Origin of the sequence: Citrobacter sp. RHBSTW-00671 (genome assembly GCF_014103415.1) — a bacterium.
GTDB lineage: Bacteria > Pseudomonadota > Gammaproteobacteria > Enterobacterales > Enterobacteriaceae > Citrobacter.
Genome location: NZ_JABXPR010000001.1, coordinates 3331781 through 3347052 on the forward strand (window position 1 = coordinate 3331781; position 15272 = coordinate 3347052).

At 50.8% G+C, this 15272-nt stretch carries 17 protein-coding genes and 1 other annotated feature; of the genes, 6 read left to right on the forward strand and 11 right to left on the reverse strand.

The annotated features are described in order from the left end of the window. Positions 1-13 precede the first annotated feature (13 nt). The 9 genes from btuC to thrS all read right to left on the reverse strand — a co-directional run bounded on the left by btuC (position 14) and on the right by thrS (position 8355). Positions 14-994 carry a vitamin B12 ABC transporter permease BtuC gene (btuC, locus tag HV261_RS15990; RefSeq protein WP_202038812.1) on the reverse strand — a complete coding sequence of 327 codons (981 nt, stop codon included), beginning with the start codon at positions 992-994 and terminating at the stop codon, positions 14-16. Positions 995-1114: 120 nt separating this feature from the next. Continuing rightward, the gene (gene ihfA, locus HV261_RS15995; protein ID WP_003030571.1) at positions 1115-1414 is read right to left on the reverse strand and encodes an integration host factor subunit alpha; all 300 of its coding nucleotides are present in this window, start codon (positions 1412-1414) and stop codon (positions 1115-1117) included. A gap of 4 nt (positions 1415-1418) precedes the next feature. Further along, positions 1419-3806: a phenylalanine--tRNA ligase subunit beta gene (pheT, locus tag HV261_RS16000; RefSeq protein WP_202038813.1), complete on the reverse strand. Its 2388-nt coding sequence runs from the start codon at positions 3804-3806 to the stop codon at positions 1419-1421. Between the two features lie 15 nt (positions 3807-3821). After that, positions 3822-4805 (reverse strand): phenylalanine--tRNA ligase subunit alpha, encoded by a 984-nt coding sequence (gene pheS, locus HV261_RS16005; protein WP_137383362.1) that lies wholly within the window; start codon positions 4803-4805, stop codon positions 3822-3824. 124 nt (positions 4806-4929) lie between these two features. After that, positions 4930-5054 (reverse strand) — a sequence feature (Phe leader region). Further along, on the reverse strand, positions 5005-5049 hold the full coding sequence (gene pheM / locus HV261_RS27535) for a pheST operon leader peptide PheM (RefSeq protein ID WP_001386830.1): 45 nt from the start codon (positions 5047-5049) through the stop codon (positions 5005-5007). (Overlaps the previous feature by 45 nt.) A gap of 120 nt (positions 5055-5174) precedes the next feature. Continuing rightward, entirely contained in the window at positions 5175-5531 is a 357-nt protein-coding gene (gene rplT, locus HV261_RS16015) for a 50S ribosomal protein L20 (protein ID WP_003030578.1), read from the reverse strand. 55 nt (positions 5532-5586) lie between these two features. Next, positions 5587-5784 carry a 50S ribosomal protein L35 gene (gene rpmI / locus HV261_RS16020; RefSeq protein WP_003030583.1) on the reverse strand — a complete coding sequence of 66 codons (198 nt, stop codon included), beginning with the start codon at positions 5782-5784 and terminating at the stop codon, positions 5587-5589. Between the two features lie 96 nt (positions 5785-5880). Beyond that, positions 5881-6423, reverse strand: coding sequence for a translation initiation factor IF-3 (gene infC, locus HV261_RS16025; RefSeq protein ID WP_202039708.1), 543 nt, complete (start codon positions 6421-6423; stop codon positions 5881-5883). 3 nt (positions 6424-6426) lie between these two features. Beyond that, positions 6427-8355: a threonine--tRNA ligase gene (thrS, locus tag HV261_RS16030; protein ID WP_040233697.1), complete on the reverse strand. Its 1929-nt coding sequence runs from the start codon at positions 8353-8355 to the stop codon at positions 6427-6429. 304 nt (positions 8356-8659) lie between these two features. On the opposite strand from thrS, the gene yniD reads away from it, so the two are divergent. Next, positions 8660-8767 (forward strand): small membrane protein YniD, encoded by a 108-nt coding sequence (gene yniD, locus HV261_RS16035; protein WP_003030590.1) that lies wholly within the window; start codon positions 8660-8662, stop codon positions 8765-8767. 236 nt (positions 8768-9003) lie between these two features. Here the strand turns inward: yniD and HV261_RS16040 are convergent, their stop codons facing one another. Further along, positions 9004-9762, reverse strand: a complete 759-nt coding sequence (locus HV261_RS16040; RefSeq protein WP_048211874.1) for a DUF481 domain-containing protein — start codon at positions 9760-9762, stop codon at positions 9004-9006. A gap of 287 nt (positions 9763-10049) precedes the next feature. On the opposite strand from HV261_RS16040, the gene pfkB reads away from it, so the two are divergent. After that, entirely contained in the window at positions 10050-10979 is a 930-nt protein-coding gene (gene pfkB / locus HV261_RS16045) for a 6-phosphofructokinase II (protein ID WP_202038814.1), read from the forward strand. 271 nt (positions 10980-11250) lie between these two features. Beyond that, a complete protein-coding gene (locus HV261_RS16050) occupies positions 11251-12111 on the forward strand; it encodes a fructosamine kinase family protein (RefSeq protein WP_101741711.1) in 861 nt (286 codons plus the stop codon). Positions 12112-12186: 75 nt separating this feature from the next. Here HV261_RS16050 and HV261_RS16055 read toward each other — a convergent pair whose 3' ends face one another. Beyond that, positions 12187-12723: a YniB family protein gene (locus tag HV261_RS16055; RefSeq protein ID WP_048211877.1), complete on the reverse strand. Its 537-nt coding sequence runs from the start codon at positions 12721-12723 to the stop codon at positions 12187-12189. A gap of 167 nt (positions 12724-12890) precedes the next feature. On the opposite strand from HV261_RS16055, the gene hxpB reads away from it, so the two are divergent. The 3 genes from hxpB to HV261_RS16070 all read left to right on the forward strand — a co-directional run bounded on the left by hxpB (position 12891) and on the right by HV261_RS16070 (position 15151). Continuing rightward, positions 12891-13559 (forward strand): hexitol phosphatase HxpB, encoded by a 669-nt coding sequence (hxpB, locus tag HV261_RS16060; protein WP_202038815.1) that lies wholly within the window; start codon positions 12891-12893, stop codon positions 13557-13559. Between the two features lie 147 nt (positions 13560-13706). Next, complete coding sequence (gene kduD, locus HV261_RS16065; protein ID WP_202038816.1) at positions 13707-14468, forward strand: 2-dehydro-3-deoxy-D-gluconate 5-dehydrogenase KduD; 762 nt, start codon at positions 13707-13709, stop codon at positions 14466-14468. A 95-nt stretch (positions 14469-14563) separates the two neighbouring features. After that, entirely contained in the window at positions 14564-15151 is a 588-nt protein-coding gene (locus HV261_RS16070) for a metal-dependent hydrolase (protein ID WP_202038817.1), read from the forward strand. The last annotated feature ends 121 nt before the right edge of the window (positions 15152-15272 follow it).

Consider the following 15272-nt stretch of genomic DNA (forward strand, 5'->3'; position numbering starts at 1 on the left):
GAACCTGCGCGTTCTAGCGCGCAGCTTTTAACAATAACCAGATAAATACCGGTGCACCCATCGTGGCCGTCACCACGCCAATGGGTAATTCAGCCGATGCCAGTACCAGACGTGCAACGACATCAGCAAACAGTAGTGCAATTGCCCCGGCCAGCGCACAGCCAGGGAGTAAAACGCGGTGATCGGTTAATCCACACAGTCGCAGAATATGAGGGATTACCAGCCCGATAAAACCAATTGCCCCCGCCAGCGCCACGCTTACGCCCACCATCCATCCCGTGGCGACCACCAGCAGGTTGCGCCAGAACCATAGGGGCAGCCCCAACTGACGTGCGGAAGTCTCCCCCAGCGCCAGCATATTCATCGGCTGCGACTGACAGCAGATCCACACCAGCACCGGAACCAATGCCACCATGAGCCAGGCCTGATGCCAGTCTACGCCACCGAAGCCCCCCATCATCCAGTACATCAACTGTCGAAGATCAAAAGAGGTGGAAAAATAGATAGCCCAGGTCATCAGCGCGCTGCAGATAATCCCCAGCGCCACGCCTGCCAACAGCAAACGACTGGTCGATAAATGTCGGCGGGCAAAACGAAGAAGAATGAGGGTGATAATCAGCGCACCAGCAATGGCGCACAGGCCTAATGCCCAACCGGGCAATCGCCCTTGCCCCAACAGTACTGCCGCAATAAGCCCTACCCCCGCGCCATTAGACACGCCGAGTAAGCCAGGCTCCGCGAGCGGGTTTTCAAACAGCGCCTGCATCACCGCGCCAGCCAGGGCCAGTGCGGCGCCTACCAGCAATACGGCAAGCGTACGGGGCAGTCGAATTTGCCAGACGAACAGATCGCCGCGAGCGCTAAACCAATCGCCGGGAGCAATCCACTGTTCTCCTGCGCACAAACTTATCATGGTTGCCAGCAGCATCAGCACTGACAGAGACAGAATCCAGCGCACGTTTCGTCGCTGCTGTTGATGGGCAAAAGTCAGCATGTTTTCCATTCTGCTGAAAAAAGATGGGGAGATTCTACGGTGCTGATTCAGTAGTGAAAAGGAAAAAGGCCGCATAGCGGCCTTTTTAGTTATACGCGTCATACTTTGCGTATCGTTAAATCACTCTTCTTTGGGCGTTGCGTTTTCAACCCGGCTTTTTAACTTCTGCCCGGGTCTGAAGGTCACCACGCGCCGTGCTGTAATGGGAATATCTTCGCCCGTTTTCGGGTTACGTCCCGGACGTTGATTCTTATCACGCAGATCGAAGTTACCAAAACCAGAGAGTTTTACCTGCTCACCATTTTCCAGAGCACGACGGATCTCTTCGAAAAACAGCTCGACCAGTTCTTTGGCATCCCGCTTGCTAAGCCCAAGCTTATCAAACAGATATTCTGACATTTCAGCTTTTGTAAGCGCCATAGGTTCAATCCCTCAATGATGCCTGGAATCGCTCTTTTAATGCCTCTACACATTTGGCGACGGTAGCGGCAATCTCCTCTTCTTCAAGTGTACGGCTGGTATCCTGAAGGATCAGGCTGATAGCGAGGCTCTTATAACCCTCCGCAACACCCTTACCGCGGTACACGTCAAACAAGTTTACGCCAACTACCTGATTTACGCCAACTTTCTTACATTCGGATAAAATATCCGCTGCGGGAACGTTTTCTGCCACAACAACGGCGATGTCACGGCGGTTCGCCGGGAAGCGAGAAACTTCACGCGCCTGAGGCACCACGCGGTCTGCGAGCTTATTCCACTCCAGTTCGAACACCAGAGTGCGACCGTTCAGATCCAGTTTACGTTCCAGTTCAGGATGAACAACCCCAATGAAACCAATACGTTCACCTTTCAGATAAATCGCTGCAGACTGACCCGGATGCAGAGCTGGATTCGCTTCAGCTTTGAACTGGATGTCCGCCAGTTTGCCGGTCAGGTCGAGAACCGCTTCCAGATCGCCCTTCAGATCATAGAAATCAACCGTCTCTTTCGCCAGATTCCAGTGTTCGTCATGACGGTTGCCGCAGATCACGCCCGCCAGCATCAGATCCTGACGGATCCCGAGGTTAGCCTGTGTATCCGGTACAAAACGCAAACCCGTTTCAAAAATACGCACACGGTTCTGCTGACGGTTCTGGTTGTACACTACCGTAGACAGCAAGCCGGTCCACAGAGACAGACGCATTGCTGACATATCGATAGAGATTGGGCTTGGCAGCAGCAGCGCTTCTTCACCCGGGTGCAGCAGCGACTGGACCTTAGGATCAACAAAGCTGTAGGTAATAACTTCCTGGTAGCCTTTGTCATTCAGCATGGTCTTAACACGTTTCAGCGAGAGGTCCGCTTCACGATGTTCACCCATGATAAGACCCGCCTGAATTGGCGTGTTCGGGATATTGTCGTAACCGTATACGCGGGCGACTTCTTCGACCAGGTCTTCTTCGATCTCCATATCGAAACGCCAGCTCGGCGCGACAGCCTTCCACTCGCCCTGGCCTTCAGTGACTTCACAGCCCAGACGACGCAAAATATCGCTCACCTGCTCATCCGCAATAGGATGGCCGATCAGGCGATCCAGTTTGCTACGACGCAGCGTAATGGTGGCACGCTTCGGCAACGTCGCTTCGTTGGTCACATCAATCACTGGGCCAGCTTCGCCGCCACAGATATCAATCAGCAGACGCGTTGCACGCTCCATTGCTTTGTACTGCAGTGCTGGATCGACACCACGCTCATAGCGGTGAGAAGCATCGGTATGCAGACCGTGACGGCGCGCACGACCGGTAATGGACAGCGGGCTGAAGAACGCGCATTCCAGCAGAACGTTTTGCGTTTCATCATTCACACCAGAGTGCTCACCACCAAAGATCCCCCCCATGGCCAGCGCTTTGTTGTGGTCAGCAATCACCAGCGTATCCGCACTCAGTTTTGCTTCGCTACCGTCGAGCAGGACCAGGGTTTCCCCTTCTTTCGCCATACGCACAACAATCCCGCCTTCAATGCGGTCTTTGTCGAACGCGTGCATCGGTTGACCCAGTTCAAGCAGCACATAGTTGGTCACGTCAACCACGGCATCGATGGAGCGAATACCGCAACGGCGCAGTTTCTCTTTCATCCACAGCGGGGTTGGCGTCTTAACATTGATGCCTTTTACCACGCGGCCCAGATAACGTGGGCAAGCGTCTACGGCTTCGACCTGAATCGGCAGGACGTCGCTAATGGTGGCCGCTACTGGCGCCATTTCCGGCTCAACCAGCGGAGCTTTGTTCAGCACAGCCACATCACGCGCAACACCGATAATACCTAAGCAGTCGGCGCGGTTCGGCGTAACGCTGATTTCGATAGTGTTATCGTCAAGCTTCAGATATTCGCGGATATCGGTGCCAATTGGCGCATCGGCTGGCAGTTCGATAATACCGTTATGATCGTCGGAAATACCCAGCTCAGAAAACGAGCACAGCATGCCTTCAGACGGCTCACCACGCAGTTTCGCAGCTTTGATTTTGAAATCGCCCGGTAGAACAGCGCCCACGGTTGCCACGGCCACTTTCAGCCCCTGACGGCAATTTGGTGCGCCACAGACGATATCCAGCAGGCGATCGCCGCCGACATTCACTTTGGTGACGCGCAGTTTGTCAGCGTTCGGGTGCTGAGCACACTCAACCACTTCGCCCACCACTACGCCGTTGAACGCGCCGGAAACAGGCTCCACACCGTCAACTTCCAGGCCCGCCATCGTAATTTGGTTTGACAGCGCATCGCTATCAATTGCTGGGTTAACCCATTCGCGTAACCACAGTTCACTGAATTTCATTGTATTACCCTGCCTTTATTTAAACTGTTTGAGGAAACGCAGATCGTTTTCGAAGAAAGAACGCAGATCGGTAACGCCATAACGCAACATGGTCAGACGCTCCATACCCATACCGAAGGCAAAACCGGAGTAGATTTCTGGATCGATACCGACGTTACGCAGCACGTTCGGGTGAACCATACCGCAGCCCAGGACTTCCAGCCATTTTCCGTTTTTACCCATAACGTCAACTTCCGCAGAAGGTTCAGTGAACGGGAAGTAAGAAGGACGGAAACGAACCTGCAGGTCCTCTTCAAAGAAGTTACGCAGGAAATCGTGCAGCGTACCTTTCAGGTTGGTGAAGTTGATATTGGTATCAACGATCAGGCCTTCCATCTGATGGAACATCGGGGTGTGCGTCTGATCGTAGTCGTTACGATATACACGGCCCGGCGCAATAATGCGGATCGGCGGTTGTTTTTCTTTCATGGTGCGGATCTGCACGCCGGAGGTCTGCGTACGCAGCAGACGCGTTGCGTCAAACCAGAAGGTATCGTGGTCAGCACGCGCCGGGTGGTGGCCAGGAATGTTCAGCGCGTCGAAGTTATGATAGTCATCTTCGATTTCTGGGCCCGTCGCCACGGTAAAGCCCAGCTCACCGAAGAAACTTTCAATCCTGTCGATAGTACGTGTTACCGGATGCAGTCCGCCATTTTCGATACGGCGTCCCGGCAGGGAGATATCGATAGTTTCTTCAGCCAGGCGCGCGTTCAGTGCTGCGTTTTCTAATTCAGCTTTACGCGCGTTCAGCGCTTGCTGTACCTGCTCTTTTGCTTCATTGATTACCGCACCTGCTGCCGGGCGCTCTTCCGGTGGCAGCTCGCGCAGGGTTGTCATCTGAAGGGTCAGGTGCCCTTTCTTGCCCAAATATTCGACGCGGACATTGTCTAACGCGGCAACATCTGAAGCCTGGTTAATGGCGGCCGTTGCACTGGCAACCAGCTCTGCGAGATGTGACATGGTTTTCCTCGTTATGTTGCGATATTCACTAGTCGCTTGTATATACGCAAAATCATTCAAGTTGTATCAACGCGGCAAAAGCGCAGATGCAGCCAGCACAGAGACAACTTGAAGGATGACGCGTATAAAAAAAGCCTCCACCAGGGAGGCTTTTAGGCGCTGTTTTCCGTTTCTTCTTTCACGCGCAAGCCTCCTGAGTTCAGGTGCTAAAGTAAAAGAAGAAGCGGAAAATAGCAGCATTCATGCTTGCATTACCTTGTGTGGTAAAAACCGGACAACCTTTATTGAAAAGGCTTACGGATAAATTGTCAACCAATTGATTGAACTACAAATAAAAGAGAGGGAGCCAGGCTCCCTCTTTTCACCGGCTTATGCCAGAGCTGCTTTCGCTTTTTCGACCAGAGCGGTGAACGCTACTTTGTCGAATACTGCGATGTCAGCCAGGATCTTACGGTCGATTTCAACAGAGGCTTTTTTCAGGCCGTTGATGAATTTGCTGTAAGAAATACCGTTCTGACGTGCTGCTGCGTTGATACGCGCAATCCACAGTTGACGGAACTGACGCTTTTTCTGACGACGGTCACGATAAGCGTACTGACCAGCTTTGATAACAGCCTGGAAGGCAACGCGGTATACGCGAGAACGCGCACCGTAGTAGCCTTTAGCTTGTTTCAAAATTTTCTTGTGACGTGCACGGGCAACTACACCACGTTTTACGCGAGCCATATGTGCTCTCCTGTTTCTATATTCTTAGTAAAAAAATGAATTAAACGTTAACGGCTTATGCGTACGGCAGGCACGCGATAACCAGACCCAGATCGCCTTTAGACACGAGGCCTTTTGGACGCAGGTGACGTTTACGCTTAGTAGATTTTTTGGTCAGAATATGACGCAGGTTTGCGTGCTTACGCTTAAATCCACCACCACCGGTTTTTTTGAAACGCTTAGCAGCACCGCGTACGGTCTTAATTTTTGGCATTTTAATAACTTCCACTTCGCATTGTTAATAAACGAAACGTAGGCGAACAACGGCTGTGGAACCCGCAGGCTCCACAGACATTGCTACTTGAAGGCCTTACTGTTTCTTCTTAGGAGCGAGCACCATGATCATCTGACGGCCTTCGATCTTCGTAGGGAAGGATTCGACGACTGCCAGTTCACTCAGATCGTCACGGACGCGGTTAAGCACTTCCATGCCGATCTGTTGGTGCGCCATCTCACGACCGCGGAAACGCAGCGTGATCTTAGCTTTATCACCCTCTTCCAGAAAGCGTACCAGGCTGCGGAGTTTTACCTGGTAATCGCCATCGTCGGTGCCAGGACGGAATTTAATTTCCTTAACCTGGATAACTTTTTGCTTTTTCTTCTGTTCCTTAGAAGATTTACTCTTTTCATAAAGGAACTTGCCGTAGTCCATAATACGACAAACTGGCGGTTCGGCGTTAGGGCTGATTTCAACTAAATCTACTCCAGCTTCTTCAGCCTTTTCGATCGCTTCTCTCAGACTCACAATACCCAAAGCTTCGCCTTCCAGACCTGTTAAGCGAACTTCCAGGGCGCGAATCTCGCCATTGATACGATTCGGACGTGCCGTTTGAACTCGTTTTCCGCCTTTAATACCTTATTCCTCCAGTTGTTGAAGACTGCGGCTGCGAATCTCTTGTTGCAGCTTCTCAATCACTTCATTTACGTCCAGGCTGCCCAAGTCTTTGCCACGACGGGTGCGCACGGCAACTTTGCCTGCTTCTACCTCTTTGTCGCCACAGACCAACATGTAAGGGACACGACGTAAAGTGTGCTCGCGGATTTTAAAGCCAATCTTCTCATTTCTCAAGTCTGCTTTTACACGAATACCCGCATTTTGTAGTTTCTGCGTTAATTCGTTAACGTATTCAGACTGAGAATCGGTGATGTTCATGACCACAACCTGAACCGGCGCAAGCCAGGTCGGGAAGAAGCCAGCGAACTCTTCGGTCAGGATACCGATAAAACGTTCCATCGACCCAAGAATTGCACGGTGAATCATAACCGGCACCTGACGCTCGTTGTTTTCGCCAACATAAGAGGCGCTTAAACGGGACGGCAGGGAGAAGTCCAGCTGTACAGTACCGCACTGCCATGCACGATCGAGGCAGTCATACAGGGTAAATTCAATTTTCGGACCGTAGAACGCGCCCTCACCCAGTTGGAACTCAAACGGGATGTTATTTTCTTCCAGCGCAACGGCCAGGTCAGCTTCAGCACGGTCCCACATTTCATCGCTGCCGATGCGTTTTTCGGGGCGAGTGGACAATTTGACGACGATTTTCTCGAAGCCAAAAGTGCTGTACATATCGTAGACCATACGAATGCAAGCGTTAACTTCATCACGAATCTGCTCTTCAGTACAGAAGATATGTGCATCATCCTGAGTAAAGCCACGTACACGCATCAGACCGTGCAGCGCACCTGACGGCTCGTTACGGTGACAGCTACCAAATTCAGCCATACGCAACGGCAGATCACGATAGGATTTCAGACCCTGGTTAAAGATCTGAACGTGGCCCGGACAGTTCATGGGTTTAATGCAGTATTCACGGTTCTCAGACGAGGTAGTGAACATTGCATCTTTGTAGTTGTCCCAGTGACCTGTTTTTTCCCACAACACACGGTCCATCATGAACGGACCTTTAACTTCCTGATACTGATATTCTTTCAGTTTCGAGCGAACAAAAACTTCCAGCTCGCGGAAGATAGTCCAGCCATCGTTATGCCAGAACACCATACCCGGTGCTTCTTCCTGCATATGATACAGGTCAAGCTGCTTACCGATTTTGCGGTGGTCACGCTTGGCCGCTTCTTCCAGACGTTGCAGGTAGGCATTCAGGGCTTTTTTATCGGCCCATGCAGTACCATAAATCCGCTGCAGCATCTTGTTGTTACTGTCGCCCCGCCAGTATGCCCCTGCGGTCTTCATCAGTTTGAAGTGATGACAGAAACGCATGTTCGGCACGTGCGGGCCACGGCACATATCGACGTATTCTTCATGATGGTACAAGCCAGGCTTGTCATCATGGGCGATGTTTTCATCAAGAATAGAGACTTTATAGGTCTCACCACGCTTCACGAAGGTTTCGCGCGCTTCGTACCAGCTGACTTTCTTCTTAATGACATCGTAGTTTTTCTCAGCGAGCTCGTGCATCCGCTTCTCGAGCGCGTCGACATCTTCCTGGGTTAACGTACGGTCAAGATCGATATCGTAGTAAAAACCGTTGTCAACAACCGGTCCGATCGCCATTTTGGTGTTCGGCCAAAGTTGTTTGATCGCATGCCCTAACAGGTGCGCACAAGAGTGACGAATGATCTCCAGACCTTCTTCATCCTTCGCGGTGATGATGGAGAGTTTCGCATCATGCTCAATCAGATCGGAAGCATCTACCAGCTCACCGTTAACACGGCCAGCAATAGTCGCTTTCGCCAGACCTGGACCGATGTCCAGCGCAACATCCATGGGGCTTACAGCGTGGTCGTAATGGCGTTGGCTGCCATCAGGAAGAGTAATAACAGGCATGTTATATCCTTATTTGCAGTGGTGACCCACACGTAAGATCACATACAAAGATTCAATATTTAAAATTATCAAAAAGGCGTGGGCTGATTCCCGCTTCACTCTGCGAAATATGTCACAGGTCACCTGACTGGCAACACTGGACCTACACCCGCTTTTTGATAACACCGTTTGACAGTGTACACGGCATTACGGGCCGATCAAAGCAACAATCAACGCGTACTCTATGATGTAAATCAATTCACTGACACCCTGACGTCTTTGTTACACTTGCAGAAAGTCATCTAATCTGAGCAGGAAAAGAACAATGCCAACAAATCGCTTTGCAAAGAAACACTGGAAGATGGTGGTGATCCTGCTGGTTATTTGTGCGGCAATGCTAATGCTACGTTGGGCAGCGATGATCTGGGGTTAAATGTCAGAACCACAATGCTCACCGGAGCAGGTATATTTCACAGACCGTTAATGGTGTTTAATTATGATGGTAGTGATGGCATCCCATTTTCGGGGCAGATTATTTATGCACTAAATTGAAAGCGTCTAAAAATGCGGAATGCCAGAAAAGCATCAAAAATAAAGCGCAGTCAGGATAATAAAAATACTAAACGTTAATTTATCAAAGCCGGGCCATTTAACTGGCCCGGCTAACTATTACATACGATAGCCGAGCGAAAGCGTCGTGCGGCGATCGGTATGCTCCGGCGCAGTTGCAGGCGGTTCGGAGTTCCAGGTCACGTTGTACGCGACCTTCAATCCAAAGTGTTCGTTGATAGCAACATTCAAGGCCGTTTCAGAATTCAGCGTTGTATCATCGGCACCAAATACCGACACACCCTGCGTAAACTTGGTGTTGTCCGTCATCTGCCACGCATACGCCCCGGACGCATAACCTAACGGCTGCGTCTCAGTGGTGCCATCAGTGTGCTCGTCATAACGTACACCAGGACCGAATTCAAAGCGGAAACTGTGCACCGGTCCATTGAGAAACTGGCGACCATAACCGGCCGTTAGCACGTCACGCTCACGGTATCCGTTATAACGGTCTGTTAGCCAACTGGCCTGACCAAAGAGATAGTCATAGTCAGTCATGTTGTAACGACTACGACCACCTACAGCATATTTCTCAGATGAACGCTCATCATTTGAGGAGGTGTTGCTGGCATTTCCCCACAGAGACCACGCCGTAGATTGACCATACCAGGTCATGGTGGTGTCGGCGGTTAAAGAAGAACTTTTTGTGTTGCCTGACTGGGCAAGATATCCCGCGTTCAGGTTACCTTCAAAGGGTTTTTTCGCGCTGGAAGGGTCATCCATGACAGTAAAAACGGAATCATCGGCGGCGGCATGCATTGACGCAAACACGCACCCCGTCAGCAATACTGCTGCGGGCACTGTCTTCAAAAGCTTCATTTATAAAGAGTCCGTACAACAAAAAAAGAGACCATAACGGTCTCGGAAACTTTCATGTGGATCAATGACAAAAGACCCTTGAAAGGTAACAAATTATAAAAAGACTCGAATAACATAGCAATAAATTCTTATTTCATTTTTTGAATAAGAGCGTTCTTAATCCTTTATTTTATTTATATATCTTTGGCAGGAGAATTTTAAATAAAGCTGCGAGAAATCATGTTGTTAATTACTTCACTTTCGTGACGTTAAGTGCCAGACTGGGGTCAGCCTAACAGGAGGTAAAGATGATACGTATCTATACGTTAACACTTGCGCCCTCTCTCGATAGCGCAACAATCACGCCACAAATCTACCCTGAAGGTAAACTTCGCTGTACCTCACCGGTTTTTGAACCTGGCGGCGGAGGCATCAACGTTGCCCGCGCCATTGCACATCTTGGCGGAACCGCAACGGCTATCTTCCCGGTCGGTGGTGCGACCGGCGAGCACTTAGTTTCTTTACTTGCCGACGAAAATGTTCCCGTCTCGACTATCGAGGCCAAAGACTGGACCCGACAAAATCTCCATGTCCACGTCGAATCCAGCGGCGAGCAGTATCGTTTTGTCATGCCCGGTGCCGCGCTGACTGATGACGAATTCTACCAACTGCAGGATCAGGTACTGGAAATTGAATCGGGTGCAATACTGGTCATTAGCGGCAGTTTGCCGCCCGGTGTACAAATAGAAAAACTGACCCGACTCATCACCACCGCACAAAAACAGGGCATTCGCTGCATTGTCGATAGCTCCGGCGAGGCGCTGACGGCGGCATTAGCCATCGGCGGTATCGAACTGGTAAAACCCAACCTCAAAGAATTGAGTGCGCTGGTAAAGCGCGAACTCACACAACCCGATGATGTCCGCAAAGCGGCACAGGAGATTGTACAAAGCGGCAAAGCGCTTCGCGTTGTGGTCTCTCTTGGGCCACAAGGGGCATTGGGCGTCAATCAAGAAACGTGCGTCCAGGTCGTTCCTCCGCCGGTGAAAAGCCAAAGTACCGTTGGCGCAGGCGACAGTATGGTCGGCGCGATGACGTTGAAACTGGCAGAAAATGCCCCGTTTGAAGAGATTGTGCGTTTTGGCGTCGCTGCGGGTAGCGCAGCAACGCTGAATCAGGGCACACGGCTGTGCGCGTTGGACGATACGCAAAAAATATATTCGTATCTTACCCGATGATGACACCATCCCCCTTATCAGGCATTAAGGGGGATTTACCGCCAAAACTGTCGGCATGCGTATTATGCGTCTATGATAAAAAATCACGTGATTACAAAGAAGTGAATCATGTTAAACCGAACGTCGCAATTTCTCAGGGAGGTATGGAAGAACGACATACAATAAGTGCCTTTCCAGCGATGACGCGTCTACGGTGTGCGTCAGTTCGTGTTTTTTTACCGCATTCTTGCGCTAACCTTATGATCTGGCAGACAACATGGGGAGAGACATCATGTGGCAGGCTATCAGTCGTCTTTTAAGCGAGCAATTAGGTGAAGGCGAAATCGAACTGCGTAATGAACTGCCCGGCGGAGAGATCCACGCCGCATGGCATTTACGCTATGCGGGGCGCGATTTTTTCGTCAAATGTGATGAAAGAGAGCTGTTGTCTGGCTTTACGGCGGAGGCCGACCAGTTAGAACTGCTTTCCCGAAGTCAAACCGTCTCTGTTCCCAAAGTCTGGGCAGTGGGTGCCGACAGAGATTACAGTTTTCTGGTAATGGACTTTCTCCCTCCCCGCCCGCTTGATGCCCACAACGCGTTTATTCTCGGACAACAACTTGCACATTTGCATGAATGGAGCGATCAGCCACAGTTCGGCCTCGACTTCGATAATGCGCTCTCCACTACGCCGCAACCCAATGCCTGGCAGCGTCGCTGGTCAACCTTCTTCGCCGAACAACGCATCGGCTGGCAACTGGAACTTGCGGCGGAAAAAGGTATCGCGTTTGGCAATATTGACGCCATTGTCGATCATGTTCAGCAACGACTCTCCTCCCATCAGCCACAGCCTTCTCTCCTGCACGGCGATTTGTGGTCGGCAAACTGTGCACTCGGACCGAATGGCCCTTACATCTTTGACCCTGCCTGTTACTGGGGCGACAGAGAGTGCGATCTGGCAATGTTGCCGTTACATACCGATCAGCCACCGCAGATTTATGACGGTTATCAGTCTGTCTCGCCGCTACCGTTAGATTTTCTCGACAGGCAGCCTATCTATCAGCTGTATACGTTGCTTAATCGGGCAATTCTGTTTGGCGGGCAGCACCTGGTGGTGGCGCAAAAAGCAATGGAAAGGTTACTGGCGGCTTAACGTACAGATAGCCCGAAGGCGGCTTTGTTTATCAGGCCTGATGCTTCACGCAGTCCAGGCCTGATAATATCGGACTTACAAAAAGCCCAGTAATGAAAAGAAGAAATAGCCGATCACGATAACGATCACCGGCAAAATATAGAGCGGGAAGATTTGTAAAAAGATCGTATGGTGTGGCACGACAATACGCGACTCAATTTGCTCACGCGATAACCCTTCACTGCCTTTTGCCTGTTCCAGAATCAACTGATCTTCAACGCCCTCGCGTAAAAAACGCGCCTGACGGCTCATTCTGGCGCCAGAGTCCTGCAATGCCAGACCGATGAATATCAGAATAAAAATCAACCAAAAAACAAGATTCAGTCCGGTCTGAAAATCCGGTGTCGGCGAGTTATACCAAAACAGGTTAAGAAACGGCGTATTTACCCGCATCATGTCGATCATCACATGGGCAAAATCGAGCATTACTGCATTAATCCCTTCCTGCTTTTCGCTGTGCGCGTACATAAACTTCAGTACTGAAACCAGTGTTGAAATCAGCGCCGGAATGAAAATCACCCATCCCAGCAACCTTTTCAAGACAGCAATGCGTCCAGCTTGTTGATACGTCATGAGTTCCCCTTGATAAAGACGTGTCATTTTGGCCTAAGTTTACCCGTTGATAACCGTTTTCGCCTGATCTTTAAAGGCGGTATACTGCCAAATTAGCCATAATGAACGCTTAGAGCTCGTTCTGGTGGGCTCTTAATCCCTGTTATCACCCTAAAGGAGAGGTTGTGATGTCAACCCCGCGTCAAATTCTTGCTGCAATTTTCGATATGGATGGATTACTGGTCGATTCAGAACCGCTCTGGGATCAGGCCGAACTGGATGTGATTGCAAGTTTAGGCGTAGATATCACCCGCCGCCATGAACTTCCCGACACGCTTGGTTTACGTATCGATATGGTTGTTGATCTTTGGTTCGCACAGCAACCTTGGAAAGGCCCCTCTCGTCAGGAGGTGACGGAGCGCATCATTACACGGGCCATTGCGCTGGTAGAAGAAACGCGCCCCCTGTTGCCGGGCGTACGTCAAGCTGTGGCACTGTGCAAATCTCAGGGAATCAAAGTTGGACTGGCCTCCGCATCACCGCTGCATATGCTGGAAAAAGTGCTGACCATGTTTGATCTGCGCGATAGCTTTGACGCGCTGGCCTCGGCAGAAAAATTACCTTACAGCAAACCGCACCCGCAGGTTTACCTCGATTGTGCCCAGAAGCTGGGGGTATCCCCGTTATCTTGTGTCGCGCTGGAAGATTCTGTGAACGGGATGATTGCGTCGAAAGCAGCGCGAATGCGCTCAATTGTTGTCCCCGCTCATGAAAATCAGGATGATCCCCGTTTTGTGCTTGCCGACGTTAAACTGGCCTCGTTGACGGAGCTCACTGCCGGGCATCTTCACGGTTAATCTCCCGCCGGGCAATGACCATATTGCCCATTTTTTTGCCCTCTCAATATTTTTAAAACACGGTTTCATTTTAATTGTATTTTTGTTCAACCTCTTCTATTCTTCTCCTATTGCAAGGCATTAACAGTAAAAATAGCTGAGGTGAACATGGTTCTGGACGCGTTTCGTCTTGAGGGTAAAGTCGCAATCGTCACCGGTTGTGATACCGGACTTGGACAAGGTATGGCCCTGGCGCTGGCTGAAGCCGGATGTGACGTGGTTGGCGTAAACCGCAAAATCCCGCATGACACCGAGGAAAAAATCACCGCAGTTGGTCGGCGTTTTATGGCTATCCAGGCCGACCTCAGCCAACAGGAGGCACTGTCCGGTATAGTGACGCAAACTGTGGCGGCATTCGGTCGGGTCGATATTCTGGTCAACAATGCAGGTACGATTCGTCGCCAGGACGCGCTGGATTTTAGTGAAAAAGACTGGGATGACGTAATGAATCTGAATCTTAAGTCTGTTTTCTTTCTGTCGCAGGCGGTGGCGCGTCAGTTCCTGGCGCAGGGTAACGGCGGTAAAATTATCAATATTGCCTCAATGCTCTCTTTTCAGGGAGGAATCCGCGTGCCGTCCTACACCGCATCGAAAAGCGGCGTGCTGGGGATCACCCGCCTGCTGGCCAATGAATGGGCGCCTCAGGGGATCAATGTTAATGCTATCGCTCCCGGCTATATGGCGACCAATAACACACAGCAACTGCGCGAAGACAGTGAGCGTAATCAGCAAATCGTCGATCGCATTCCCGCGGGGCGCTGGGGAACACCGGATGACGTGCAAGGCCCGGTCGTTTTTCTCGCCAGCCCGGCTTCTGACTATATTAATGGTTACACGCTTGCCGTGGACGGCGGTTGGTTGGCGCGTTAATCGTGCATTTGTGACAAAGGGTTACAACGTCACCTCTTCCGCCTACTGTATAAAACCCCTATACTGTATGAATTGACAGTTTATTGGGTTTTATCATGACGGCGGAAGGCCACCTTCTTTTTTCTATTGCCTGTGCGGTATTTGCCAAAAATGCCGAGCTGACCCCCGTTCTCGCTCAGGGTGACTGGTGGCATATTGTGCCTTCGGCCATTCTAACGTGTCTGCTGCCCGATATCGATCACCCGAAATCCCTGCTTGGGCAGCGGCTGAAGTGGATATCAAAGCCTATTGCCCGGGCATTTGGCCATCGCGGGTTTACACACAGCCTGCTGGCGGTCTTTGCCCTGCTGGCCACGTTTTATCTGAAAGTTCCGGATGGCTGGATAATCCCGGCCGATGCGTTACAAGGGATGGTGTTGGGCTATCTCAGTCACATACTGGCCGATATGCTGACCCCGGCAGGCGTTCCCCTGCTTTGGCCCTGTCGCTGGCGCTTCCGTCTGCCCATCCTCGTCCCGCAGAAGGGAAATCAGCTGGAGCGCTTTTTATGTATGGCGCTGTTTGCCTGGGCCATCTGGATGCCTCAGACGATGCCGGAAAACAGCGCAGTGCGCTGGTCATCACAGATGATTAACACGCTGCAGATGCAGTTTAATCGGTTTATAAAGCACCAGGCTGATTAATAAAACAGCCAAAATGTCATTTTAGGTATAAACAATTCCATTTGAATATAAGAGGCAAGTCACAGTTCTGCTAATCTTGCGCCAACAGAATCACCATTGCATGGTGATACGCATAATAAGA

Excerpts from the sequence above, each read along its gene's own strand:
- btuC (WP_202038812.1), bottom strand. The coding sequence starts at position 994 with ATGCTGACTTTTGCCCATCAACAGCAGCGACGAAACGTGCGCTGGATT.
- ihfA (WP_003030571.1), bottom strand. The coding sequence starts at position 1,414 with ATGGCGCTTACAAAAGCTGAAATGTCAGAATATCTGTTTGATAAGCTT.
- pheT (WP_202038813.1), bottom strand. The coding sequence starts at position 3,806 with ATGAAATTCAGTGAACTGTGGTTACGCGAATGGGTTAACCCAGCAATT.
- pheS (WP_137383362.1), bottom strand. The coding sequence starts at position 4,805 with ATGTCACATCTCGCAGAGCTGGTTGCCAGTGCAACGGCCGCCATTAAC.
- rplT (WP_003030578.1), bottom strand. The coding sequence starts at position 5,531 with ATGGCTCGCGTAAAACGTGGTGTAGTTGCCCGTGCACGTCACAAGAAA.
- rpmI (WP_003030583.1), bottom strand. The coding sequence starts at position 5,784 with ATGCCAAAAATTAAGACCGTACGCGGTGCTGCTAAGCGTTTCAAAAAA.
- thrS (WP_040233697.1), bottom strand. The coding sequence starts at position 8,355 with ATGCCTGTTATTACTCTTCCTGATGGCAGCCAACGCCATTACGACCAC.
- yniD (WP_003030590.1), top strand. The coding sequence starts at position 8,660 with ATGCCAACAAATCGCTTTGCAAAGAAACACTGGAAGATGGTGGTGATC.
- HV261_RS16040 (WP_048211874.1), bottom strand. The coding sequence starts at position 9,762 with ATGAAGCTTTTGAAGACAGTGCCCGCAGCAGTATTGCTGACGGGGTGC.
- pfkB (WP_202038814.1), top strand. The coding sequence starts at position 10,050 with ATGATACGTATCTATACGTTAACACTTGCGCCCTCTCTCGATAGCGCA.
- HV261_RS16050 (WP_101741711.1), top strand. The coding sequence starts at position 11,251 with ATGTGGCAGGCTATCAGTCGTCTTTTAAGCGAGCAATTAGGTGAAGGC.
- HV261_RS16055 (WP_048211877.1), bottom strand. The coding sequence starts at position 12,723 with ATGACGTATCAACAAGCTGGACGCATTGCTGTCTTGAAAAGGTTGCTG.
- hxpB (WP_202038815.1), top strand. The coding sequence starts at position 12,891 with ATGTCAACCCCGCGTCAAATTCTTGCTGCAATTTTCGATATGGATGGA.
- kduD (WP_202038816.1), top strand. The coding sequence starts at position 13,707 with ATGGTTCTGGACGCGTTTCGTCTTGAGGGTAAAGTCGCAATCGTCACC.
- HV261_RS16070 (WP_202038817.1), top strand. The coding sequence starts at position 14,564 with ATGACGGCGGAAGGCCACCTTCTTTTTTCTATTGCCTGTGCGGTATTT.